Source organism: Streptomyces sp. NPDC002623, from assembly GCF_053592635.1.
The window spans coordinates 125,551-148,394 of the sequence record NZ_JBSFWB010000008.1; the positions used below are offsets into that span (position 1 = coordinate 125,551).

Here is a 22,844-nt window from a genome sequence, read left to right on the forward strand (position 1 = left end):
TCACAGTCCGGCCTCGGGATGCGGCCGAAGGCTTGCTTTCTCTCATGTAATCGATTCCAATGGTCTCTGCAGGTCGATGTAATCGATTCCATGCGCACCCACAAGGAGGTGGTCCTGCGATGGCGAGCATCAAGGACGTCGCTGCCGAGGCGGGGGTCTCCGTCGCCACGGTGTCGCGCGTCCTCAACCACCATCCGTCGGTCAGCGAGGACGCACGCACGCGTGTGCTGGCCGCCGTCGAGGCGCTGGGCTACCGCCCGAACGCCGTCGCACGATCGCTGCGCACCGACCAGACCCGCACCCTCGGCCTGGTCATCAGCGACGTGATGAATCCTTACTTCACCGAGCTGGCCCGCTCCGTGGAGGAGGCGGCCCGTGCGCTCGGCTACAGCGTGATCATCGGCAACGCCGACGAACGGCCCGAACTCCAGGACCACCACGTACGGACCCTGCTGGACCGCCGGATCGACGGTCTCCTCGTCTCCCCCACCGACGGCGGCTCGCCGCTGATGCTGGACGCCGCGCGCGGGGGGACCCCGATGGTGTTCGTCGACCGGTGGATCCCGGGCGTGGACGTGCCCGTGGTCCGGGCGGACGGACGGGCCGCCGTCCGCGAGCTCGTGGCGCATCTGTACGCGCTCGGGCACCGGCGGCTGGCCATCATCGCGGGTCCGGCCGCCACCACCACCGGCAGCGAGCGCGTGGAGGCCTTCCGGGCCGCCCTGGCCGAGTACGGGCTCCCCCTCCCGGACGCCTACATAGGCCAGGGCGACTTCCAGGCCGAGAGCGGACGGCGGGTCACCGAGGGCTTCCTCGACCTGCCCGAGCCGCCCGAGGTCGTCTTCGCGGCCGACAACCTGATGGCACTGGGCGCGCTGGACGCCACACGCGCGCGTGGGTTGCGCGTTCCGCACGACCTGGCGCTGGCCGCGTTCGACGACATCCCCTGGTTCGTGCACACCGATCCGCCGGTCACGGCGATCGCCCAGCCGACGGGCGAGCTGGGGCGGGCCGCCGTGCGGGCGCTCGTCGACCGCATCGAGGGACGCCCCCCGCAGTCCGTCACCCTGCCCGCCCGCCTGGTCGTACGCCGTTCCTGCGGTGAGCCGGCGCTCGGCGGGCCGCCGACGTCCCTGACGCCCTCCCCTCCCCCAGAGCCGCCTGCGCAGGCACCTTCTGCGCAGTCCCCAGCAATGAACAGGAGCCAGACGTGAGCAACGCGGACGAACTGTTGCGCATCGAAGGCATACGCAAGACCTTTCCCGGTGTGGTCGCGCTCGACAGCGTCGACTTCGACCTGCGTCGGGGTGAGGTGCATGTGCTGCTCGGTGAGAACGGCGCCGGCAAGAGCACCCTCATCAAGATGCTCTCCGGCGCCTACCGGCCCGACGCCGGGCGGATCCTGGCCGGCGGCGAGGAGGTGCACATCCACGGTGCGCAGGACTCCGAACGCCTCGGGATCGCCACCATCTACCAGGAGTTCAACCTCGTCCCCGATCTGACGGTCGCCGAGAACATCTTCCTGGGGCGGCAGCCGCGTCGCTTCGGGATGATCGACCGCAAGCGGATGGAGGCCGACGCGGCCGTCCTGCTGGAGCGGGTGGGCGTGTCCGTCTCGCCGCGCGCGCTCGTGCGTGAACTCGGCATCGCGCGGCTGCAGATGGTCGAGATCGCCAAGGCGCTCAGCCTGAACGCGCGCGTGCTGATCATGGACGAGCCGACCGCCGTGCTGACCTCCGAGGAGGTCGAGAAGCTCTTCGCCATCGTGCGCGCCCTGCGCGAGGACGGCGTGGGCATCGTCTTCATCACGCATCACCTGGAGGAGATCGCCGCCCTCGGCGACCGGGTCACGGTCATCCGGGACGGCCGGTCCGTCGGCCAGGTGCCCGCCTCCACGCCCGAGGACGAGCTCGTACGGCTCATGGTGGGCCGCTCCATCGAGCAGCAGTACCCCAGGGTGCGGGCCGAGGAGAGCGCCGAGGCGGGCACGGCCCTGCTGTCGGTCGAAGGGCTCACGAAGGACGGCGTCTTCCACGACATCAGCTTCGAGGTGCACGCCGGTGAGGTCGTCGGCATCGCCGGGCTCGTCGGCGCCGGTCGTACCGAGGTCGTACGGGCCGTCTTCGGGGCGGACCCGTACGACCGGGGAGCCGTGCGGGTCGCGGGCGCGAAGCTCGCCCGGCACGACGTGGTCGCGGCGATGGCGGCCGGGATCGGGCTGGTGCCCGAGGACCGCAAGGGGCAGGGGCTGGTGCTCGACCAGTCGGTCGAGGAGAACCTCGGGCTCGTGACCATGCGCTCCGCGACCCGCGGCGGGCTGGTGGACCTCAAGGGCCAGCACGAGGCCGCGGCCCGGATCGCCGAGCAGCTCGGCGTGCGGATGGCCGGCCTCGGCCAGCAGGTGCGCACCCTCTCCGGCGGCAACCAGCAGAAGGTCGTCATCGGCAAGTGGCTGCTGGCCGACACCAAGGTGCTGATCCTCGACGAGCCGACGCGCGGGATCGACGTCGGCGCGAAGGTCGAGATCTATCAGCTCATCAACGAGCTGACGGCCGCCGGCGCCGCCGTGCTCATGATCTCCAGCGATCTGCCCGAGGTGCTCGGCATGAGCGACCGGGTGCTGGTGATGGCCCAGGGCCGGATCGCGGGTCAGCTCGCCGCCGAAGAAGCCACCCAGGACGCCGTGATGGCACTCGCCGTCAGCACACCCACCACCCCTGGTACCACCAGTACCTCCAGTACCACTACGACCACTGAAGTGGAGGCCGGCCGTGGCCGCTGACACGCTCAAGAGCACATCGGGCGTCGGGGGCGCCTCGGCGGTCCGCCGTCTGCTCCTCGACAACGGCGCGCTGACCGCGCTGATCGTCCTCGTCATCGCCATGTCGGCGCTGTCGGGCGACTTCCTGACCACGGACAACCTGCTCAACGTGGGTGTCCAGGCGGCCGTGACCGCCATCCTCGCCTTCGGCGTGACCTTCGTGATCGTCTCGGCGGGCATCGACCTGTCGGTCGGCTCGGTCGCCGCGCTCTCGGCCACCGTGCTGGCATGGAGCGCGACGCAACAGGGCGTTCCGGTCGTCATAGCCGTCCTGCTCGCCGTGGCCACGGGTATCGCGGCCGGTCTCGTCAACGGTTTCCTCATCGCGTACGGCAAGCTGCCCCCGTTCATCGCGACGCTCGCGATGCTGTCGGTGGCGCGCGGTCTGTCGCTGGTGATCTCCGGGGGCTCGCCGATCGCGTTCCCCGACTCGATCTCGCACCTCGGCGACACGCTCGGCGGCTGGCTGCCGGTGCCGGTGCTGGTCATGATCGTGATGGGCGCGATCGCCGCGTTCGTGCTCGGCCGGACGTACATCGGCCGTTCGATGTACGCCATCGGCGGCAACGAGGAGGCGGCCCGGCTGTCGGGTCTGCGGGTGCGCCGGCAGAAGCTCGCGATCTACGCGCTGTCCGGTGTGTTCGCCGCAGCGGCGGGCATCGTGCTCGCCTCCCGGCTGTCCTCCGCGCAGCCGCAGGCGGCCGACGGCTACGAGCTGGACGCCATCGCCGCGGTCGTCATCGGCGGCGCCTCCCTCGCGGGTGGCACGGGCAAGGCCTCGGGCACGCTGATCGGCGCGCTGATCCTGGCGGTGCTGCGCAACGGCCTGAACCTGCTGTCCGTGTCCGCGTTCTGGCAGCAGGTCGTCATCGGTGTCGTCATCGCGCTGGCGGTGCTCTTCGACACCCTGCGCCGCAAGACGGGCACGACCCCGGCGCCGGCCGGGACGGGCTCCGGCGGGGGCAAGGGCAAGCAGACACTGACCTATGGGCTCGCGGCCGTGGTGACCGTGGCGATCGTCGGCGCGACCTCCTTCCTGCACAGCGGGAACTCGTCGGCCACGAACCCGAAGGTCGGCCTGGCGCTGTCCACCCTCAACAACCCGTTCTTCGTGCAGATCCAGTCGGGCGCGAAGGCCGAGGCGAAGAAGCTGGGCGTGGACCTGACGGTCACCGACGCGCAGAACGACGCCTCGCAGCAGGCCAACCAGCTGCAGAACTTCACCGGTTCCGGCTTCGACTCGATCATCGTCAACCCGGTGGACTCGGACGCGGCGAGCAACTCGGTGAAGGCCGCCGACAAGGCGGACATCCCCGTCATCGCCGTCGACCGGGGCGTCAACAAGGCCACGGTGGACGCGCTGGTCGCCTCCGACAACGTGGCGGGCGGTGAGCTCGCGGCGAAGACGGTCGCCGAGAAGCTGGGCGGCACGGGCAAGATCGTGATCCTGCAGGGCCAGGCGGGCACCTCCGCGGCCCGGGAGCGGGCGGCGGGCTTCGCCAAGGGGCTGAAGGCCTACCCCGGTATCAAGGTGCTGGCCCAGCAGCCGGCCGACTTCGACCGCACCAAGGGACTCGACGTGATGTCGAACCTGCTCCAGGCCCACCCGGACGTCCAGGGCGTCATCGCCGCCAACGACGAGATGGCGCTCGGCGCGGTCAAGGCGCTGGGCTCCAAGGCCGGCAAGTCCGTCCAGGTCGTCGGCTTCGACGGAACCCCCGACGGCCTCAAGGCCGTCGAGAACGGGACGCTCTACGCGTCCGTGGCGCAGCAGCCGTCCCAGCTGGGCAAGATCGCTGTGGACAACGCGCTGAAGGCGCTGCAGGGCAAGAAGGTCGAGGAGACGGTGAAGGTGCCGGTGAAGGTGGTCACGAAGGAGAACGTGGCCGGATTCAGCGGCTGACATCGGAGAACGGGCGGGCGGTCACCCTGAGGGGATCTCCTTGACAGGGTCACCCTGACGGGGGCCGCCCGCCCCGAGTCACGCATCAGCCCCGTATCGAGCCACGCTTCAAGGGAGTCATTTCATGGACGACTACGATCTCCTGGTCGTGGGATCGGCCAACGCCGACCTGGTGATCGACGTCGAGCGGCGACCGGCCGCCGGTGAGACGGTGCTCGGTTCCGACCTGGCGGTCCACCCCGGCGGCAAGGGCGCGAACCAGGCCGTCGCCGCCGCCCGGCTCGGGGCCCGTACGGCCCTGCTGGCCCGGATCGGCGACGACGCGTACGGCCGGCTGCTGCTCGACTCGCAGCGGGCGGCCGGGGTCGACACCGTGGGCGTGCTGGTGGGCGGGGCGCCGACGGGCGTCGCGCTGATCACCGTGGACCCGTCGGGCGACAACAGCATCGTGGTGTCACCGGGGGCGAACGGCCGGCTCACCCCGCAGGACGTCCGCGCCGCCGCCGCTCTGTTCCGGTCGTCCAGGGTGGTCTCGGCGCAGCTGGAGATCCCGCTGGAGACGGTCGTCGAGGTCGCGGGGAGCCTGGCGCCGGGCAGCCGCTTCGTGCTGAACCCCTCCCCGCCGCTGCCGCTGCCGGCCGAGGTGCTCGACGTCTGCGACCCGCTGATCGTCAACGAGCACGAGGCGAAGGTGATCCTCGGCGATGCCTGCGTGAGCGAGGAGCCCGAGGACTGGGCGCGGATCCTGCTCGCGAAGGGCCCCAAGTCGGTGGTCGTGACGCTGGGTTCGCAGGGCGCGCTGGTCGCGTCCGCGGACGGCGGTGTCGAGCGGGTCGCGCCGGTGAAGGTGGACGCCGTGGACACGACGGGCGCGGGCGACTCCTTCACGGCGGCGCTGGCGTGGAAGCTGGGCACGGGCGAGTCCCTGGCCGGGGCGGCGGCGTACGCGGCGCGCGTCGGGGCGGTCGCCGTGACCCGGCGAGGCGCGCAGGAGTCGTTCCCGACGGCCGAGGAGGTGGCCTCACTATGAAGAAGGCGGGGATACTCAACCGTCATCTCGCCGGTGCGCTGGCCGAGTTGGGGCACGGGGACGGGGTGCTGGTGTGCGACGCCGGCATGCCGATCCCGGACGGCCCTCGGGTGGTCGACCTCGCCTTCATTGCCGGGGTGCCGTCCTTCGCGCAGGTCGTGGCGGGGCTGCTCACCGAGCTGGTCGTGGAGGGGGCCACGGCGGCCGAGGAGATCCGGGACGCGAATCCGGTGGCGGCGGCTCTGCTGGAGGAGCACTTTCCCGGGTTGGGGTTCGTCTCGCACGAGGAGCTGAAGAGGCTGTCGGCGGGGGCGCGGCTGGTGGTGCGCACGGGCGAGGCACGGCCGTACGCGAACGTACTGCTCAGGTGTGGGGTGTTCTTCTGAGGCCCAGGGGACGGATCGGCGTCCGGGAAAGCTTCGAGGGGGTCCGGTCCGTCGACCGGGCCCCCTCGGCTTTTCCCCTCCGCATCAGAACCCCCGCGATCCCCCCGGATCCCCCTCCAGAAGTCCTGATGCCATGTACGACACGCTGGGGGCCGGAAGGGTTGCAATAGACTTTCAAGATTTCTTCCAGGGGAGAGCGGGGAGAGGAGAGGACGCCCGGTGATCGGGACGATGTTCCGGACTGACGACGTACCGGTGGAGGACAGGTTCGACTACTGGCGGGAGCTGATCCACCGGGCGATCGCGCCCAGCGACATCAGCAGCGAGTACGCCGCCGACTTCTGGGCGGAGCAGCGGCTGATGGAGCTGGGGCCGGTGATGGTGTGGCCCACGTCGTGTCTGACGGCGCGGTTCGTGCGCAACGACCGGCTGATACGGCAGTGCGACCCCGAGATGTACCACCTGTCGCTGGTGCTCGGCGGCGGGCTGGGGCTCGACCACGTCGGGCGAACCGACTTCTACGGCCCGCACGACCTGTGGCTGACCGACACTTCACGGCCGTACGAGGTGCATCCGCCGTCCGACGGGAACCGCAATGTGGTCACCGGGGTGGGGGTGGACTTCCCCAAGGCGTTGCTGCCTCTGTCGCCCGACCGGATCCGGCCGCTGCTGGGCCGACGGCTGTCGGGGCGGGAGGGCACGGGCGCCCTGCTGACGGGCTTCCTGGCCGGCCTGGACCGGCAGTCGGAGTTCCTCCAGCCGTCCGACGCGCCGCGGCTGGGCGTGGTCCTGGTCGACCTGCTGGCGGCCTGGTTCGCCCAGGTGCTGGAGGCGGAGGCCGCACTGCCGCCGGAGACGCGGCACCGGGCCATGATCGCGCGCATCCGGGCGTTCGTCCGGGCGAACCTCCACGACCCCGAGCTGACGCCGCCGGTGATCGCCGCCGCGCACCACATCTCCGTCAGCTATCTGCACCGGCTCTTCCAGGAGGACGCGCAGGGCGAGACGGTCGCCGCCTGGATCCGCGCCCAACGCCTGGAAGGCGCCCGCCGCGACCTGGCCAACCCCGCACTGCGCGGCACGCCGATCCGCGCGATCGCCGCCCGCTGGGGCCTGCTGCGCGCCTCCGACTTCACCCGCGCCTTCCGCACCGCGTACGGACTCTCGCCCATGGAGTACCGGGTGCGGGAGTGGTCGGGGTGGGAGGGCTCGGGGCAGGAGGGTTCGGGGCGGGAAGGCTCGGGGCAGGAGGGTTCGGAGTGGGAGCAGCTCCGCAGTTGACGCTGCGCCAACAACAACCATGGACTCTCTGGTAACGACAGCCCCACGACTCACCCCGCATCCTGATCGGGCGGCAGCGAGCAGACGGCGAGCCGGTCTTGGTGCTCCATGCCCGCGGGGGTGGGATGGAGCACCAAGGCGATTCTCGGACACTGCCGTCGTGAACCGCTACGCCGTGTGTTCCACGAAGCGTGCCGCCGTCTCCGCCAGGACCTCGCGGCCGTCGCGCGCCCACAGTCCGTCGTTGAACAGCTCCACCTCGATGGGGCCCGTGTAGCCCGCCGCCTCCACGTAGGCCTGCCACTCGCGCATGTCGATCGCGCCGTCGCCGATCTGGCCGCGGCCGTTGAGGACGCCCTCGGGGAGGGGGGTCGTCCAGTCGGCGAGCTGGAAGGTGTGGATGCGGCCGCCCGCGCCCGCCCGGGCGATCTGGGCGGGGGCCTGGTCGTCCCACCAGATGTGGTACGTGTCGACCGTGACGCCGACCTGGTGGGCCGGGAAGCGTTCGGCGAGGTCCAGGGCCTGGGTGAGGGTGGAGACCACGCAGCGGTCGGAGGCGTACATGGGGTGGAGGGGCTCGATGGCCAGCCGTACGCCGTGCTGCTCCGCGTAGGGGCCCAGCTCGCCGAGGGCGTCCGCGATGCGTTCCCGGGCGCCGTGCAGGTCCTTCGAGCCGGGCGGGAGGCCTCCCGAGACCAGGACCAGGACTTGCGTGCCCAGGGTGGCCGCCTCTTCGATCGCCCGGCGGTTGTCGGCCAGGGCCGCCGTCCGCTCGGCCGGGTCGATCGCCGTGAAGAAGCCGCCGCGGCACAGCGTCGTCACCGTCAGGCCCGCGTCGCGGACCAGCTTGGCGGTCGCGTCCACGCCGTACGTCTGCACCGGCTCGCGCCAGAGGCCGACGCCGGGGATGCCCAACTCCAGGCATCCCTCGACCAGTTCGGGCATCGACAGCTGCTTCACCGTCATCTGGTTGATCGAGAAACGGGAGAGGGACGGGGAGGGGGAGAGGGAGGCGGTCACTGGGGCACTCCGTACAGGGCCAGCAGGGTCTTCATGCGTTCCTCCGCCAGTTTCGGGTCCGGGAACAGGCCCAGGCCGTCGGCGAGTTCGTAGGCGTGGGCGAAGTGCGGGAGGGAGCGGGCCGACTGCAGGCCGCCGACCATCGTGAAGTGCGACTGGTGGCCGGCCAGCCAGGCGAGGAACACCACGCCCGTCTTGTAGAAGCGGGTGGGGGTCCGGAAGAGGTGGCGGGAGAGCGCGACCGTCGGGTCCAGCAACTCCCGGAAACCGGTGACGTCGCCCGTGTCCAGGACCCGTACCGCCTCCGCCGCCAGCGGGCCCAGCGGATCGAAGATGCCGAGGAGGGCGTGGCTGAAGCCCTTCTCGTCGCCCGCGATCAGCTCGGGGTAGTTGAAGTCGTCGCCCGTGTAGCAGCGGACGCCCTGCGGCAGCCTGCGACGGATGTCGATCTCCCGCTGGGCGTCCAGCAGGGAGACCTTGATGCCCTCCACCTTGTCCGGGTGGGCCGCGATGACCTCCAGGAAGGTGTCGGTCGCCGCGTCCAGGTCCGAGGAGCCCCAGTAGCCCTCCAGCGCCGGGTCGAACATCGGGCCCAGCCAGTGCAGGATCACCGGCTCGGTGGCCTGGCGGAGCAGATGGCCGTAGACCTCGAGGTAGTCCTCGGGGGACGAGGCCGCCGCCGCCAGGGCCCGGGACGCCATCAGGATGGACCGGGCCCCGGATGCCTCCACGAGGGCCAGCTGCTCCTCGTAGGCCGCGCGGACCTCGGCGAGGGTCGCCGGGCCGGTGAGCTGGTCGGTGCCGACGCCGCAGGCGATCAGACCGCCCACCGCCTTGGCCTCGGCCGCCGACCGGCGGATCAGTTCGGCCGCGCCCGCCCAGTCCAGGCCCATGCCGCGCTGGGCGGTGTCCATCGCCTCGGCGACGCCGAGTCCGTGGGACCACAGGTGGCGGCGGAAGGCGAGGGTGGCGTCCCAGTCGACGGCCGCCGGGGAGTCGGGGCTCGTGTCCGCGAAGGGGTCGGCCACCACATGGGCCGCCGAGAAGACCGTCCGGGAGGTGAAGGGCGCGCCCGTGGTGAGGGCCAGGGGTTCGGCCCGGGGTTCGTACGCCCGCAGGCCGCCCGCGGGGTCCGGAAGTCGGATCGTCACAGCGTCACCTCCGGGACGTCCAGGCGGCGGCCCTCGGCGGAGGACTTCAGGCCCAGCTCGGCGAGCTGGACGCCACGGGCGCCGGCCAGCAGGTCCCAGTGGTAGGGGGCGTCGGCGTAGACGTGCCGGAGGAACAGCTCCCACTGCGCCTTGAAGCCGTTGTCGAACTCGCCGTTGTCGGGCACTTCCTGCCACTGGTCGCGGAAGACCTCGGTGGCGGGGATGTCCGGGTTCCAGACCGGCTTGGGGGTGGCGGAGCGGTGCTGGACGCGGCAGTTGCGCAGGCCCGCGACCGCGGAGCCCTCGGTGCCGTCGACCTGGAACTCGACGAGTTCGTCGCGGTTGACGCGGACGGCCCAGGAGGAGTTGATCTGGGCGATGGCGCCGCCGTCGAGCTCGAAGATGCCGTAGGCGGCGTCGTCGGCGGTGGCGTCGTAGGGCTTGCCGTTCTCGTCCCAGCGCTGCGGGATGTGGGTGGTGGCGATGGCCTGGACGGACTTCACGCGGCCGAACAGCTCGTGCAGGACGTACTCCCAGTGCGGGAACATGTCGACGACGATGCCGCCGCCGTCCTCGGCACGGTAGTTCCAGGACGGGCGCTGGGCGGCCTGCCAGTCGCCCTCGAAGACCCAGTAGCCGAACTCGCCGCGGATGGACAGGATCCGGCCGAAGAAGCCGCCGTCGATGAGGCGCTTGAGCTTCAGCAGGCCCGGCAGGAACAGCTTGTCCTGGACGACGCCGTGCTTGACGCCCTTCTCGTTCGCCAGCCGGGCCAGCTCCAGGGCGCCGTCGAGGCCGGTGGCCGTCGGCTTCTCGGTGTAGATGTGCTTGCCGGCGGCGATCGCCTTGGTGATCGCCTCCTCGCGGGCGGAGGTGACCTGGGCGTCGAAGTAGATCTCGACGGTCGGGTCGGCGAGGACCGCGTCGACGTCCGTGGAGACGTTCTGCGGGTCCAGGCCGTGCTGCTCGGCGAGCGCCTTCAGGGCGTGCTCGCGGCGGCCGACGAGGATCGGTTCCGGCCACAGCACCGTGCCGTCGCCGAGGTCGAGGCCGCCCTGTTCGCGCAGGGCGAGGATGGAGCGGACGAGGTGCTGGCGGTAACCCATCCGCCCGGTCACCCCGTTCATGGCGATACGGACTGTCTTGCGTGTCACGTCGATCCTTTCGCAGGCCAGGCGCAGGCGTAGGCCTTGGTGTCGTGCACAGCGTGGCTGCGCGTTTCGTACGCGGTTGTGCGCGCCGCGTACGCCTCTACCTGATCAGCGTTACAGCAAGCGCTTTCTATCCAAGGAGAAGCTAGCCTCTGATCGGTGGTCCGGACAAGACCGTGTCCATCCTGAGTTGTTCGAGGGGGCGAACAACCGGGGTCCCGGGCCGTAAGGTCTGCTCGACACGCCCGGAACCGCGCCCACGAGGCTGCTGTCTACCAGGGCGTACGGCGACATATGTCGTCGTGCGACGACGTACGACGACGTACGACACGATGCGTTTACCGGAGGACGACGAGATGACGGTGACCCTGGCGGACGTGGCGGCCCGCGCGCAGGTCTCGCCCGCGACGGTGTCGCGCGTGCTGAACGGGAACTACCCCGTGGCAGCCACCACCAGGGAGCGGGTGCTGCGGGCGGTCGACGAGCTGGACTACGTGCTGAACGGGCCGGCCAGCGCCCTGGCCGCGGCGACCTCCGACCTGGTGGGGATTCTCGTCAACGACATCGCCGACCCCTTCTTCGGGATCATGGCGAGCGCGATCCAGCTGGAGATCGGCGGGCCGGGCGGCCGCGCGGGGGGCGAGCGGCTGGCGGTGGTCTGCAACACCGGGGGCTCGCCCGAGCGCGAACTGACCTATCTGACCCTGCTGCAGCGGCAGCGGGCCGCGGCCGTCGTGCTGACCGGCGGGGCCATCGAGAACGAGCCGCACGCGGCCGCGATGGCGGCGAAGCTGCGCAGGCTGGCGGAGGCGGGCACCCGGGTGGTGCTGTGCGGGCGGCCGCCCGCGCCGGACACCCAGGCGATCGCGCTGACCTTCGACAACCGCGGCGGCGGACGGGAGCTGACCGAGCACCTGATCGGCCTCGGCCATCGCCGCCTCGGCTATATCGCGGGCCCCGAGGAGCGGACGACCACCCGGCACCGGCTGGAGGGCCACCGGGCGGCGCTGGCCGCGGCCGGCATCGAGGAGGACCCGCGCTGGACCGTGCACGGCCGCTACGACCGGCGGGCCGGCTACGAGGCCACGCTCGAACTGCTGCGCCGGGACCCGTCGCTGACGGCGGTCGTCGCCGCCAACGACTCCGTCGCCCTGGGCGCCTGCGCCGCCCTGCGCGACTCCGGGCTGCGCATCCCCGAGGACGTCTCGGTCGCCGGCTTCGACGACCTCCCCTTCAGCATCGACGCGGTGCCCTCCCTGACGACGGTGCGGCTGCCGCTGGCCGAGGCGGGGGCGCGGGCGGGACGCATCGCCATGGGCCGCGAGGAGCCGCCGCCGGGCGGGATCGCCACGGTGCGCGGGGAGTTGATGGTGCGGGGGTCCTCCGGGGTGCCCCGGAGTTGAGACTGCCCGCCGCGCACGAGCAGGGCGAACTCCTCGAGGTCGTCCGTATCGCCGATCCCGCCGGTCCCTTCACCTCACGGGGACTGGCGGGCGAGGCGGTCGAGGTCTGGGCCGGGGACGAGGTGCGGGAGGCGCTGGCCCTGATCCACGCGCTGCCGGACAGCGAGCGGTACCGCTGCTTCGTGCCCGGCTGGGGGATCCGCCTCTACGACGCCACCGATCCCGAGCCGCTCTTCGAGATCGCGTTCTGCTTCCGGTGCAACGGGGCACGCGTCCTGGGCCGGGACGTTCCGGCGGAGCTGCGGGTCCAGGACTTCGAGGCGGAGAGCACGGCCGGGCGGGAACTGCTGCGGCGGTTCCGCGCGTGTGTCTCCGACGGTCAGGCTGCTGGTGGCCGGGTAGCTGGCTGATGGTCGGGGGCCGGTAGTCGGGAGTCCGGCTAGCCGGGGGTTCGGTGGTTGGGGGTTCGGTGGTTGGGGGTTCGGTGGCCGGAGGGCCGGTGGCCGGAGGGCCGGTGGCCGCAGGGCCAGGGACCGCAGGGCCGGGGACCGGAGGGCCGGCGGTCGGGGATCCGGGGGCCGGAGGGCCGGGGACCGGAGGGCCGGCGGCCGCAGGGCCGGGGACCGGAGGGCCGGCGGCCGCAGGGCCGGGGACCGGAGGGCCGGGGCCCCCACTGGACCCGGAGCCCGGTCCGGAGTGACAGTAGGAAGCATGAGGCTTGCCTTCTCCACCCTCGGTGTTCCCGGTCTGCCGCTTTCCGAGGTGCTGCGGCTCGCGGTCGCGCACGGCTATCACGGCGTGGAACTGCGCGCCCATCCGGAGGAGCCCGTCCACCCTGGGCTGAGCCCGGTCCAACGGGCCGATGTCGCCGCCGAGTTCAAGGCGGCCGGCATCGACGTCCTGGGGGTCGCGGGGTACGCGCGGGTCGCCGCGCCGGGGGACGACGAACCGGTGATCGAGGAGATCCGCGGCCTCGTCTCGCTCGCCCGTGATCTCGGGGCGCCCTTCGTCCGCGTCTTTCCCGGCGGTGCGGACGCCCCGTCCCCGGCCGAGGCCGACGCCGTCGCCGCCCGGCGGCTCGGCACCGCCGCCGAGCACGCCGCCGACCTCGGCGTACGCATCCTGCTGGAGACCCATGACTCGCACCGGAGCGGGGCGGACGCCATCCGCATCCTCGGCCCTGTCGGACACCGGCAGGTGGGTGCGCTGTGGGATGTGATGCACACCTGGCTGAGCGGCGAGCAGCCGCAGGAGACGTATGCGGCGCTCTCCCCGTATCTCGGATACGTGCAGGTCAAGGACATCGCGTCGGCCGAGGACACCACCCCGCTCGCGCTGGGCGCGGGGGTGCTGCCGCTCGCCGAGTGCGTCGAGGTCCTGGCTCGGCACGGCTGGGACGGGTGGCTGTGCTGGGAGTACGAGAAGCGCTGGTACGAGAGCGCGGAGCCGCTGGCCGGGCTGCTGAGCGGGGGGCGCGAGCATCTGGGGCGGCTGCTCAACGACTCTGCTTGAGCGAGTCGGACGGGGCGAGTCGACGGAGTGAGTCGACGGAGCGAGTCCGGTTGGGCGGCTGTCGCCTGAGCTGGTCGGACTGAGCGAGTCCGGTTGAGCGAGTCCGGTTGGGCGGCTGTCGCCTGAGCTGGTCGGACTGAGCGAGTCCGGTTGAGCGAGTCCGGTTGGGTGGCTGTCGGCTGGGCTCGGGAGAGGTCGCCCGGAATATCGACTCGCTCCTCGGCCGCGTCGCGGGTTAGTCTCCCGGCCGTGCATCAGCAGCCCGCGGCGTCCGTCGCCGCCGTCGTTCCGTCATGAGCCTCCTGACCAGGACCCTCGTCGACGTTCGTCCGCTACGTTCTTCCCCCGTCTTCCGGCGGCTGCTGATCGGGCGCACGGTGTCCACGCTCGGCAGCTTCATGACCATGGTCACCGTGATGTTCCAGGTCTGGGACACGACCCACAGCTCGGTCTGGAGCGGCGCGGTCGGTCTGGCGCAGGCGCTGCCGCTGATCGGCGTCGGACTGTTCGCGGGCGCCTGGGTCGACCGGGCCGACCGGCGGCGCGCGTATCTCCTGAGCACCGTCGGCTCGGCGGTCTGCTCCGTCCTGCTGGCCGTGCAGGGCTTCACCGGGCATGTTCCGGTGCTCCTGGTGGTGGCGCTGGTGGCGGTGCAGTCATCGTCCGCGGCGGTGGGCGGGCCCGCGGCGGGGGTGTTCGTGCGTCGGCTGCTGCCCGAGGACCAGGTGGCCGCCGGTCTCGCGCTGCAGCAGGTCACCGGCCAGGCGATGATGCTGGTCGGGCCGGCCCTCGCCGGTGTCGTGCTCGGGTGGTGGGGGATCGGCGTCTGCTACCTGCTGGACGCCCTCAGCTTCGGCATGTCCTTCTACGGCGCGTACGGGCTGCCCGCGCTGCCGCCCGAGGGTGAGAAGGCCCGTCCCGGGGTGCAGGGCGTCCTGGACGGCCTGCGGTTCCTGACCGGTCACCGGGTGGTGCGGGGCGCACTGCTGGTCGACCTCGCCGCGACCGTCCTGGCGATGCCGCTGAGTCTGTTCCCGCTGGTCAACGAGGAGCGCTTCGGGGGCGACCCGCGCACGCTCGGTCTGTTCCTGTCCGTGCTCGCCGTGGGCGGGGTGGCGGCGACCGCCTTCTCCGGTCCGATCACGCGGCTGGCCCGCCCCGGCCCGGTGATGCTGTGCGCCTCGGGGACCTGGGGCGCGGCCCTCGCCCTCTTCGGACTGACGACCAGCGCATGGGCGAGCCTGTGGATGCTGGCGGTGGCCGGGGCGGCGGACTCGGTGGCCGTCCTGTCCCGCGCCACCATCGTGCAGACCCACACCCCGGACGCCCTGCTGGGCAGGGTGACGGCGGCCGAGGGGGTCGTCGGCCAGGCCGGACCCAACCTCGGCAACCTGCGCGCGGGCGCGGTGGCCGGCTGGACGGATGGAACGACCGCGCTGATCACCGGCGGCCTGATGTGTCTGGCGGCGGTCGTGGGCGTGGGCGCGACGACCCCGGAACTGCGGGGCGGACGCAAGCGCGGGACGACGGCACAGCCACGGCCGACGGTGCCGGACCCGCCGGGCGCGGCACCGGAAAGGCCGGACGCGGCACCGGAACGGCCGGGCGCGGCTGCGGCGGACCTGGACCCGGGCCTACCTCTGGACCCGGACCCGGAACCGGACCCGGCTACCGCACCCTGAGCTCCGTCGTCCCGTCCAGGCACCACTCCAGCACCGCCGGCCAGGGGCCGTAGCCCGCGTCCAGGTCGAGGTGGGCGGCGCCCGGGAGGAGTTCGGCCCGGAGGCCGAGGGGGTCGCCGTAGGCCGTCTGGGCGCCTTCCGGGAGGTACGGGTCGTCGTCCCCGGCGACGAGGCGGGTCGGGTGCGGGAGCTTGAGGCCGTCGAGGTTCTCGGGGAGCGCGAACCCCTCGACCTCGGGATACCGGGCGAGGACCGAGCCGGACGGCGGGGCCACGAGCAGCACCCGGTCGACGTCGGCGAGTTCCGGCAGCTCCCGGGCGACGGCGTGCAGCCAGAGCACGGCGGAGAGGCTGTGGGCGAGGACCACGCGGCCCCCGCCCGTGGGCGGCGCGGCGAGGTGGCCGCGCAGCTCCGTCAGCCAGGCCTCGAGGTCGGGGTCGTCCGGGTCGGGCAGTTGCGGGTAGGCGACGTCGTGGCCAAGTCCGGTGAGGCGGTCGGCGAGCCAGTGCTGCCAGTGGTCCTCGGGGCGGTGGTTCTGCCAGCCGTGGAGGATGAGGTAGGAGCGCGTGGTCATGGGCCGATGATTTCCGAACCCCGTGCCGCCGGTCCAGTCACCGCGTCTCCAGTCCCTGCGCCTCCCGTCCCCGCGCCTCCCGTCCCTCCGCCTCCCGTCCCTCCGCCTCCCGTCCCTGCGCCTCCAGTCACCGCGTCTCCCGGCGGCTCACCGCCGGGTATCTCGCCACCCGCTCCGTCAGCTTCCGCTCGCAGTCCGGCCATTCGTCCAGGGTCAGGGAGAAGATCGCGGAGTCGCGGAGGCGGTCGTCCTCGCCCGGGGCCCAGGAGCGGGACCAGTTGCGCAGGACGCCCTCGAAACGGGCGCCGACGCTTTCGATGGCCGCGCGGGAGCGGCTGTTGCGGGCGTCCGTCTTCAGATCGATCCGGGAGACGTCCCACTCCTCGAAGGCGTGCCGGAAGAGCAGCAGCTTGGCCTCGGCGTTGACGCCCGTGCCCTGGGCGGACCGGGCCAGCCAGGTGAAGCCGATCTCGATGGCGTCGAGCCGGTCCTCGGAGCGCCAGGAGCGCGGGTCCCAGTACGAGGTCGCGCCGACCACCCGGCCGGAGGCCAGGGAGATCTGCGCGTAGGGCGCGAGCAGGCCGCTCGCCGCGCGGGCGAGCTGGGCGTCGATGTACGCGTCGACCTCGTCGGCCCTGGGCACCCAGGTGAACTCGTACGTTCCCCGGTTCTCCTCCGCCGCCACCGCCAACTCGGCCGCATGCCGGTGCTCCAGCGGCTCCAGGCGCACCAGCGCGCCCTCCAGAACCGGCCCCCGCAGTTCGAATCCCACCCGACGTCGTCCTTCCCCGGCCGAACCTCAGCCGCTATCGCAACCGCTCCCCCAGTTCCGCGAACGCCTCGTGGAAACCGGGGAAAGTCTTGCGGACGCAGCCGGGGTCGTCGAACGAGATTCCGGGGACGCGCAGTCCGGTCACCGCGAAGGACATGACGATGCGGTGGTCGCCGTAGGTCTTGACGTCGGCGCCGGTCGGGGCGGCGCCGGGCCTGATCTCGATCCAGTCGGGGCCGGTGGCGACCTCCACGCCCAGCCGCCGGAGGTTCTCGGCGCAGGCCTCCAGCCGGTCGCACTCCTTCACGCGCGTGTTCGCCACGTCCTCGATGCGGACGGGTCCGGAGGCGAAGGGCGCGATCGCGGCGAGGGTCGGCATGGTGTCGGAGACGTCCCGCATGTTGACGGTGACGCCGTGCAGTTCGCCGGTCCCGGACACGGTCGTGCGGTCGGCGCCGACGTCCACCCGGGCGCCCATCCGCCGCAGGACGTCCACAAAGCCCAGGTCGCCCTGGAGGGCGCCCGCGCCGAGGCCCGGCACGGTCACCTCGCCGCCGGTCACCGCGGCCGCCGCGAAGAAGTAGCCGGCGGTGGAGGCGTCAGGCTCGATCGCGTAGGTCGTGGCGCGGTAGCCGCCGGGCGGGACGACGTAGGTGTCGCCCTCGCGGCCCACCTCGACCCCGAACGCCCGCATCATCGCGATGGTGATCTCGACGTAGGGCGCCGAGACCAGGTCCGTGACGGTGATGCGCAGGCCGGTGCGGGTGAGCGGGCCGAGCAGCAGCAGGGCGGTCAGGTACTGGGAGGACTGGCCGGCGTCCAGCGTCACCGCGCCGCCCTCGACGCCGGCCGCCCGCACGGTCAGCGGGTGGTGGCCCTCCGCTTCCTCGTGCCGCAGGTCCACGCCGAGGTCGCGCAGGGCGCGGGTGAGCGGGAGGAGGGGGCGGCGGCGCATCTGGGGGGAGGCGTCGAAGCGGTAGACGCCGTGGCCGGCGGCGGCGAGGGTCGGCAGGAAGCGGGCCGTGGTCGCGCCGTCCCGGCAGTAGACGTCCGCCTCGGCGAGCGCCGGTCCCTGCGGGCGGCCGTCGACCTGCCAGGCGTCCGGTGTGCGTCCGACGCGGTAGCCGAGCCGTGTCAGTCCCTCGGCGAACCCCTCGGTGTCGTCGGAGCGCAGGGGGCGCTGGAGGGTGGTGACGCCGTCGGCGGCCGCCGCGAGGAACAGGGCGCGGGCGGTGATGGACTTGGAACCGGGGATGTCGACGAGGGCCATGCCCCTCATGATCCCGCGCCGATCCGGTCGGTCGCCGGTACGTCCACGGGATGGACGACGGTCGGGGCGGTGTCCGCCGGGTGAACGGCGGCCGAGGGATGTCGGTCGCCCCACGGGTTGCCTCGTGTCACATACGCCCCGACTTCCGGAAATCCGTGCGTGAGTGGGAACCCTGTCCCCGCCCCGCTCGTCCAATTCGCAAGCTGTCGGATGACTCACCTCGGTGCGGTGTCGGCCCTCGCCACTGGCTGCGATCGCTGACCCACCCTCTCCGCCGCACCCGGGCCGGCAGCCGAGCCGTCATCGGCGCGCCCCCTCCAATGCGCCGATGGCGGCGCCCCCGCGGGTAGCGTGCGCCACCGGAAGCCCCCTCCCGGCCACCGGAACCCCCCTCCGGAAGGAGCGCACATGCCCTCCAGACGCACCGTCCTCGCCGCCGGCGCCGGCGTCACCGCCGCCCTGACCGTCGGCGGTACGGCACATGCAGACGACCGTCGGCTCCGCGCCCTCCTCTCCCGGATGACGCCGGCGGAGAAGGTCGGCCAGGTCTTCGTCTCGCGGGTCCACGGCCATTCGGCGACCGCGCCCGACCAGGCCGACGCCGACGCCAACCTCGCCCAGTTCGGCGTGCGCACGGCCGCCGAGCTGCTCGCCCGCTACCGGCTCGGCGGGATCATCTACTTCGCCTGGGCCCACAACACCCGCGACCCGCAGCAGATCGCGGCCCTCTCCGACGGCATCCAGCGGGCCTCCCTCCAGCAGCCGCGCGGGCTGCCGGTGCTGATCTCCACGGACCAGGAGCACGGCACCGTCTGCCGGGTGGGCCGACCGGCCACGCTCTTCCCGGGGGCGATGGCGATCGGGGCCGGAGGGTCGCGGGCCGACGCCCGCACGCTCGGGCGGCTCGCGGGCCGCGAGCTGCGCGCGATGGGCATCCGGCAGAACTACTCCCCGGTGGCCGACGTCAACGTCAACCCGGCCAATCCGGTCATCGGCGTCCGCTCCTTCGGCGCCGACCCGCAGGCGGTGGCGGGGCTGGTCGCGGCGGAGGTCGAGGGCTATCAGGCGGCCGGGGTCGCGGCGACCGCCAAGCACTTCCCCGGGCACGGGGACACCGCCGTCGACAGCCACTACGGCTTCCCCGTCATCACCCACACGCGCGAGGTGTGGGAGGCGCTGGACGCGGCGCCGTTCCGCGCGGCGATCGCCGCGGACGTCGACTCCCTCATGACCGCGCACATCCTGGTCCCCGCCCTGGACGACTCCGGGGATCCGGCCACCCTGTCCCGCACCGTCGTCACCGGCATCCTGCGCGAGCAGCTCGGCTATGACGGGGTCGTGGTCACCGACGCCCTCGACATGGCGGGCGTGCGCACGAAGTACGGCGACGACCGGGTGCCCGTGCTCGCGCTCAAGGCCGGCGTCGACCAGCTCCTCAACCCGCCCGAGCTGGACGTGGCCTGGAACGCCGTCCTGAAGGCCGTCCAGGACGGGGAGCTGGCCGAGGAGCGGCTCGACGAAGCGGTCCTGCGGATCCTGCGGCTGAAGGCGCGGCTGGGCCTGTTCGACGAGCCGTACGTCGGCCAGGACGAGGTCGGCCGGACGGTCGGCACACCGGCGCACCTCGCGACGGCCGAGCAGCTGGCCGCACGAACGACGACCCTGCTGGTCAACGAGGGCCCGGTGCTGCCGCTCTCCCCCCGCACGCAGCACCGGCTGCTGGTCGTCGGCGCCGACCCCGTCTCCCCCACCGGCACCACCGGCCCGCCCACCGGCGTCCTCGCCGCAGCCCTCGCCGAACTGGGCTTCCGGGCGACGGCCCGGTCCACGGGCACGGACCCCTCCGCCGAGACGATCACGCAGGCGGTGACGGCCGCGGGCGCGGCCGACGCCGTGGTGATCACGACCTACAACGTCACGGCGGCCAGTGCCCAACGCACCCTGGTGGAGCGCCTGACGGCGACGGGGCGGCCGGTGGTCGCAGTAGCAATCCGCAACCCCTACGACGTCGCCCACCTCCCTTCCGTCAAAGCCTTCCTGGCCGCCTGCTCCTGGACCGACGTCGAGCTGCGGGCCGCCGCCCGGGTCATCGCCGGGAAGGCCGGACCGCTCGGGAGACTGCCGGTGCCGGTGCGGCGGGCGGACGATCCGACCCAGGTGCTGTATCCGATCGGGCATGGTCTGTCGTACTAGGCGTACGCCGAGCGCTCGACGCGTCTCCCGCACCACGCGCAAAGCGCCCCACGCGGCTGGCGTGCGCCCTGCGTCGCGGGTCACGCTGGTCAGGCCCTGATCGTCGGGCGAACGGGAGATGCCATGCGTGGGAGACGGTCCGTGGACACGCGGGTGGGGGCGGTGTGCTGGGCGTTGGCCTTCGTCCTGGTCTTGACGGGGTGCCAGATCCTGTCCTCCGAGGAGGCCGGGCACGGGTCGTCGACGCCGGCCCGGACGCCCTCCTCACTGCTCCCCGTGTCCGGCTTCGGCACGATCTTCCTCGCCGTCGACGAGTGCAGCTCCTTCGGGACGACCAGCTTCACCGAGGTGCCGTGCACCGGCGAACGGGCGGCGGCCCGGGTGGTCGCCCGGCACGAGGGAAAGGTCGGCGAGGGCCCGCTCTGTCCGCCGACCACCGACTTCGTTCTGCACATCGGCGAGCAGCCCGCAGAGGGCGGCACGGGCTCGATCCCGCAGGGCTACGCCTGTATGCGCACCCTCCAGCCGCCCCACCCCGGCGACCCGGGCGCCGGCGGCGGCCCCCGCACGATCGTCGGCGACTGCGTCTACGGCGCGGGCAGCGGCCAGGTCCGCGAGACACCGTGCGACGGCTCCGGCGCGAGAAAACCCCAGTACCAGGTGATGAAGGCCGTGGACGCCCGTTCGCACTGCCCGGCGTCCACGGCCCTCTATGTCCAACTCGGCGACGACACGCATCCGGTGGGCTGCGCACGGCCGGTGTGAGTCACGCTACGGACGCAGCGTCAACTCCCGCTCCGTGTCCTGTGCGTCCAGCTTCACGTCGAACTTCGCCAGTGGCTTCGCCTCGGTCACCGTGGTCGGGGCGACGCCTGCCCATTGCAGGATGCGGGCGGTGGCGAAGGCCTTCTGGTCGGGGACCAGGCCGGCCACGTTGGCGCCGTGGTTCAGGCCGGGGGCCGTGAAGACGTACGAGTCCTTCGCTCCCTTGTCGACCCGGAACCGCTCGCTGCCCCACGGGTCGTTCTGGCCGTAGACGTAGAGCATGTGCCGGGCGTTGTGGCGGACCCAGCTGTCCACGTCACGCATCGCCGTCGGCTGGAACCTGGTCGGGATCGCGCGCGGGACGAAGTTGCGCGGCGGCTGGTAGCCGTAGCGGATGTACTTCTTCTCGATGTGCGGGAAGCGGATGTCCGGCGCGCCGAGCTGGGTGGCCGCCTGGTAGAAGTACGGCGTGTACGGCTCCAGGCCCTGGTCGGTGTAGAAGGAGAACCCGGAGATCGTGTCGATCGAGTCCCAGATCTGGTCGTCGGTCGCGGCCTTGGCGTCCGGCGGGATCAGCTCGTCCTCGTCGCAGTCGGCGATCAGCGCGTACTGCCAGAAGCCCCACACGTAGTCGAGGACGACCGCCTCGAACGCCTGGTCCAGGCTGCCGACGGTGGTGAAGGTGTAGCCGTTCTCCGCCGCGTACGCCTCGTACTTCTTCTTCAGCGGCTCGCGGCGCACGAGGGCCTCGCGCTGGACCGCGTTGAGACGGTCGCGGCACTCCTTGGTGCCGACCTTCGCGAAGAAGCGGTCGTAGGCCGAGTCCTCGTCGTTCACCACGTCGTTGGGGGCGACGTAGGCGACGACGCCGTCCATGTCACGCGGGTAGAAACGCTCGTAGTAGGTCGCGGTCATGCCGCCCTTGGAGCCGCCCGTGGAGACCCAGTTCTTGCTGTAGATCTTCTTGAGCGCCTTGAAGATGCGGTGCTGGTCGCTCGCCGCCTGCCAGATGTCCAGCTTGGTCCAGTCGGCCGGGTCGGGGCGGGACGGCGTGAAGAAGCGGTACTCCATGGAGACCTGGTTGCCGTCCACGATCCGGGTCGGCTCACTGCGGCTCGGGTTGGTGGAGACGTTGTAGCCGCCGGTGTAGAAGACGGTGGGGCGCGCGACGTCCTTGTGCAGCACGGTGATCCGCTGCTGGAACGTGCCCTTGGAGGGGCGCCGGTGGTCCACCGGCTGGGTGTATTCGAGGACGAAGTAGCGGTAGCCGGGGTACGGCTTCTCCTGGACCAGGCTCATGCCCGGGACGGAGAGAAGCCGGTCCTTGATGTCCGCCGGCCCCGGTTCGGCGGCGGTGGCCGCTCCCGCCGTGCTCAGCGTGCCTATGAGCACGGTGAGCGCCAGCAGCCATCTGAGCGCCTTGCGCATGCGCGTGCACCCTCCCTGTGAGACAGATGTGCGTCGCCGGAAGCTATCGGAGCAACACCGGTCGCGCCAGAGGGGGTTGACAGGCCATCAGGGGGTCAGCAGGAGAACCAGGGCGAGCTGTACCTGCTGCTGCCCACCGCTCCGGTCACCCGTACGTACCGGTGTCCCGCGTAAACCCGCACCGGGGGTGAACTCTTGGTGTGCTGCCGTGACTTCGGCACGGCAGCGTGACCGCGCGCCTGCAGGCTCACCGCCATCAGCCGCTTGGTGCCCGGGTTCTTCTGGACGGTGACGGCACAGACGTAGCCGCCGTCCCGGTAGACCAGCACGGAGCCGGCGGAGAAGGACAGGGTGCGCACCTTCCGGCCCGTGCACGAGGAGCCGGACGCGGCCTGGGCGCTGCCCGGCGCCGCCACGGCGAGCAGCCCGGACACGAGCAGCACGACCAGCCCGCCCGTCAGCCGTCGCACCGCCGTACCCCGCCTACCTATGCCCACGGTCC

Annotated in this window: 20 protein-coding genes; 12 read left to right on the plus strand and 8 right to left on the minus strand. The window is 72.2% G+C overall.

All coding sequences use genetic code 11. The annotated features are described in order from the left end of the window. Nucleotides 1-119: 119 nt before the first annotated feature. The 6 genes from ACWD4O_RS16815 to ACWD4O_RS16840 all read left to right on the plus strand — a co-directional run bounded on the left by ACWD4O_RS16815 (nucleotide 120) and on the right by ACWD4O_RS16840 (nucleotide 7,421). Entirely contained in the window at nucleotides 120-1,214 is a 1,095-nt protein-coding gene (locus tag ACWD4O_RS16815) for a LacI family DNA-binding transcriptional regulator (RefSeq protein WP_451280484.1), read from the plus strand. Beyond that, nucleotides 1,211-2,782, plus strand: a complete 1,572-nt coding sequence (locus tag ACWD4O_RS16820; protein ID WP_451280485.1) for a sugar ABC transporter ATP-binding protein — start codon at nucleotides 1,211-1,213, stop codon at nucleotides 2,780-2,782. The genes ACWD4O_RS16815 and ACWD4O_RS16820 overlap by 4 nt, the downstream gene beginning before the upstream one ends. After that, complete coding sequence (locus ACWD4O_RS16825) at nucleotides 2,772-4,724, plus strand: ABC transporter permease/substrate-binding protein (RefSeq protein ID WP_451280487.1); 1,953 nt, start codon at nucleotides 2,772-2,774, stop codon at nucleotides 4,722-4,724. The genes ACWD4O_RS16820 and ACWD4O_RS16825 overlap by 11 nt, the downstream gene beginning before the upstream one ends. Before the next feature lie 124 nt (nucleotides 4,725-4,848). After that, the gene (locus tag ACWD4O_RS16830) at nucleotides 4,849-5,754 is read left to right on the plus strand and encodes a ribokinase (RefSeq protein ID WP_451280489.1); all 906 of its coding nucleotides are present in this window, start codon (nucleotides 4,849-4,851) and stop codon (nucleotides 5,752-5,754) included. After that, the gene (gene rbsD, locus ACWD4O_RS16835; protein ID WP_451280490.1) at nucleotides 5,751-6,140 is read left to right on the plus strand and encodes a D-ribose pyranase; all 390 of its coding nucleotides are present in this window, start codon (nucleotides 5,751-5,753) and stop codon (nucleotides 6,138-6,140) included. Before ACWD4O_RS16830 ends, rbsD begins: the two co-directional genes overlap by 4 nt. A 219-nt stretch (nucleotides 6,141-6,359) precedes the next feature. Then, nucleotides 6,360-7,421, plus strand: coding sequence for an AraC family transcriptional regulator (locus ACWD4O_RS16840; protein WP_451280492.1), 1,062 nt, complete (start codon nucleotides 6,360-6,362; stop codon nucleotides 7,419-7,421). A gap of 168 nt (nucleotides 7,422-7,589) precedes the next feature. Here the strand turns inward: ACWD4O_RS16840 and ACWD4O_RS16845 are convergent, their stop codons facing one another. The 3 genes from ACWD4O_RS16845 to ACWD4O_RS16855 are packed head-to-tail and all read right to left on the minus strand — an operon-like array spanning nucleotide 7,590 to nucleotide 10,746. Continuing rightward, nucleotides 7,590-8,387 carry a sugar phosphate isomerase/epimerase family protein gene (locus ACWD4O_RS16845; protein WP_451280860.1) on the minus strand — a complete coding sequence of 266 codons (798 nt, stop codon included), beginning with the start codon at nucleotides 8,385-8,387 and terminating at the stop codon, nucleotides 7,590-7,592. Nucleotides 8,388-8,437: 50 nt separating this feature from the next. Further along, nucleotides 8,438-9,592, minus strand: a complete 1,155-nt coding sequence (locus ACWD4O_RS16850; RefSeq protein ID WP_451280494.1) for a dihydrodipicolinate synthase family protein — start codon at nucleotides 9,590-9,592, stop codon at nucleotides 8,438-8,440. Next, nucleotides 9,589-10,746 (minus strand): Gfo/Idh/MocA family protein, encoded by a 1,158-nt coding sequence (locus ACWD4O_RS16855; RefSeq protein ID WP_351906565.1) that lies wholly within the window; start codon nucleotides 10,744-10,746, stop codon nucleotides 9,589-9,591. Before ACWD4O_RS16855 ends, ACWD4O_RS16850 begins: the two co-directional genes overlap by 4 nt. A gap of 353 nt (nucleotides 10,747-11,099) precedes the next feature. On the opposite strand from ACWD4O_RS16855, the gene ACWD4O_RS16860 reads away from it, so the two are divergent. From ACWD4O_RS16860 to ACWD4O_RS16875, 4 genes are all read left to right on the plus strand, one after another. Next, entirely contained in the window at nucleotides 11,100-12,146 is a 1,047-nt protein-coding gene (locus ACWD4O_RS16860) for a LacI family DNA-binding transcriptional regulator (protein WP_351906568.1), read from the plus strand. Then, entirely contained in the window at nucleotides 12,143-12,556 is a 414-nt protein-coding gene (locus ACWD4O_RS16865) for a hypothetical protein (protein ID WP_451280496.1), read from the plus strand. The genes ACWD4O_RS16860 and ACWD4O_RS16865 overlap by 4 nt, the downstream gene beginning before the upstream one ends. A 301-nt stretch (nucleotides 12,557-12,857) precedes the next feature. Then, nucleotides 12,858-13,658 carry a sugar phosphate isomerase/epimerase family protein gene (locus tag ACWD4O_RS16870; RefSeq protein WP_451280498.1) on the plus strand — a complete coding sequence of 267 codons (801 nt, stop codon included), beginning with the start codon at nucleotides 12,858-12,860 and terminating at the stop codon, nucleotides 13,656-13,658. A gap of 293 nt (nucleotides 13,659-13,951) precedes the next feature. Further along, nucleotides 13,952-15,340: an MFS transporter gene (locus ACWD4O_RS16875; RefSeq protein ID WP_451280500.1), complete on the plus strand. Its 1,389-nt coding sequence runs from the start codon at nucleotides 13,952-13,954 to the stop codon at nucleotides 15,338-15,340. On the opposite strand, the gene ACWD4O_RS16880 is transcribed toward ACWD4O_RS16875, so the two are convergent. From ACWD4O_RS16880 to aroA, 3 genes are all read right to left on the minus strand, one after another. Next, the gene (locus tag ACWD4O_RS16880; RefSeq protein WP_451280502.1) at nucleotides 15,327-15,914 is read right to left on the minus strand and encodes an RBBP9/YdeN family alpha/beta hydrolase; all 588 of its coding nucleotides are present in this window, start codon (nucleotides 15,912-15,914) and stop codon (nucleotides 15,327-15,329) included. The two genes, ACWD4O_RS16875 and ACWD4O_RS16880, sit on opposite strands and share 14 nt — an antisense overlap. Nucleotides 15,915-16,041: 127 nt before the next feature. After that, nucleotides 16,042-16,686, minus strand: coding sequence for a GNAT family N-acetyltransferase (locus tag ACWD4O_RS16885; protein ID WP_451280504.1), 645 nt, complete (start codon nucleotides 16,684-16,686; stop codon nucleotides 16,042-16,044). Between the two features lie 34 nt (nucleotides 16,687-16,720). Continuing rightward, nucleotides 16,721-17,956: a 3-phosphoshikimate 1-carboxyvinyltransferase gene (aroA, locus tag ACWD4O_RS16890; protein WP_451280506.1), complete on the minus strand. Its 1,236-nt coding sequence runs from the start codon at nucleotides 17,954-17,956 to the stop codon at nucleotides 16,721-16,723. 408 nt (nucleotides 17,957-18,364) lie between these two features. Here aroA and ACWD4O_RS16895 point away from each other — a divergent pair, with 408 nt between their 5' ends. Together ACWD4O_RS16895 and ACWD4O_RS16900 are read left to right on the plus strand one after the other, a co-directional pair. Further along, nucleotides 18,365-20,149 carry a glycoside hydrolase family 3 protein gene (locus tag ACWD4O_RS16895; protein ID WP_451280508.1) on the plus strand — a complete coding sequence of 595 codons (1,785 nt, stop codon included), beginning with the start codon at nucleotides 18,365-18,367 and terminating at the stop codon, nucleotides 20,147-20,149. Between the two features lie 123 nt (nucleotides 20,150-20,272). Then, entirely contained in the window at nucleotides 20,273-20,914 is a 642-nt protein-coding gene (locus ACWD4O_RS16900; RefSeq protein ID WP_451280510.1) for a hypothetical protein, read from the plus strand. 6 nt (nucleotides 20,915-20,920) lie between these two features. On the opposite strand, the gene ACWD4O_RS16905 is transcribed toward ACWD4O_RS16900, so the two are convergent. After that, nucleotides 20,921-22,342, minus strand: coding sequence for a S28 family serine protease (locus ACWD4O_RS16905; protein ID WP_451280512.1), 1,422 nt, complete (start codon nucleotides 22,340-22,342; stop codon nucleotides 20,921-20,923). Between the two features lie 95 nt (nucleotides 22,343-22,437). Continuing rightward, complete coding sequence (locus tag ACWD4O_RS16910; protein WP_451280514.1) at nucleotides 22,438-22,812, minus strand: hypothetical protein; 375 nt, start codon at nucleotides 22,810-22,812, stop codon at nucleotides 22,438-22,440. Between the last annotated feature and the right edge of the window lie 32 nt (nucleotides 22,813-22,844).

Coding starts and splice junctions, on each gene's coding strand:
- ACWD4O_RS16860 (WP_351906568.1), top strand. CDS start 11,100: ATGACGGTGACCCTGGCGGACGTGGCGGCCCGCGCGCAGGTCTCGCCC.
- ACWD4O_RS16905 (WP_451280512.1), bottom strand. CDS start 22,342: ATGCGCAAGGCGCTCAGATGGCTGCTGGCGCTCACCGTGCTCATAGGC.
- ACWD4O_RS16845 (WP_451280860.1), bottom strand. CDS start 8,387: ATGACGGTGAAGCAGCTGTCGATGCCCGAACTGGTCGAGGGATGCCTG.
- ACWD4O_RS16830 (WP_451280489.1), top strand. CDS start 4,849: ATGGACGACTACGATCTCCTGGTCGTGGGATCGGCCAACGCCGACCTG.
- aroA (WP_451280506.1), bottom strand. CDS start 17,956: ATGGCCCTCGTCGACATCCCCGGTTCCAAGTCCATCACCGCCCGCGCC.
- ACWD4O_RS16870 (WP_451280498.1), top strand. CDS start 12,858: ATGAGGCTTGCCTTCTCCACCCTCGGTGTTCCCGGTCTGCCGCTTTCC.
- ACWD4O_RS16895 (WP_451280508.1), top strand. CDS start 18,365: ATGCCCTCCAGACGCACCGTCCTCGCCGCCGGCGCCGGCGTCACCGCC.
- ACWD4O_RS16880 (WP_451280502.1), bottom strand. CDS start 15,914: ATGACCACGCGCTCCTACCTCATCCTCCACGGCTGGCAGAACCACCGC.
- ACWD4O_RS16900 (WP_451280510.1), top strand. CDS start 20,273: ATGCGTGGGAGACGGTCCGTGGACACGCGGGTGGGGGCGGTGTGCTGG.
- ACWD4O_RS16815 (WP_451280484.1), top strand. CDS start 120: ATGGCGAGCATCAAGGACGTCGCTGCCGAGGCGGGGGTCTCCGTCGCC.
- rbsD (WP_451280490.1), top strand. CDS start 5,751: ATGAAGAAGGCGGGGATACTCAACCGTCATCTCGCCGGTGCGCTGGCC.
- ACWD4O_RS16875 (WP_451280500.1), top strand. CDS start 13,952: ATGAGCCTCCTGACCAGGACCCTCGTCGACGTTCGTCCGCTACGTTCT.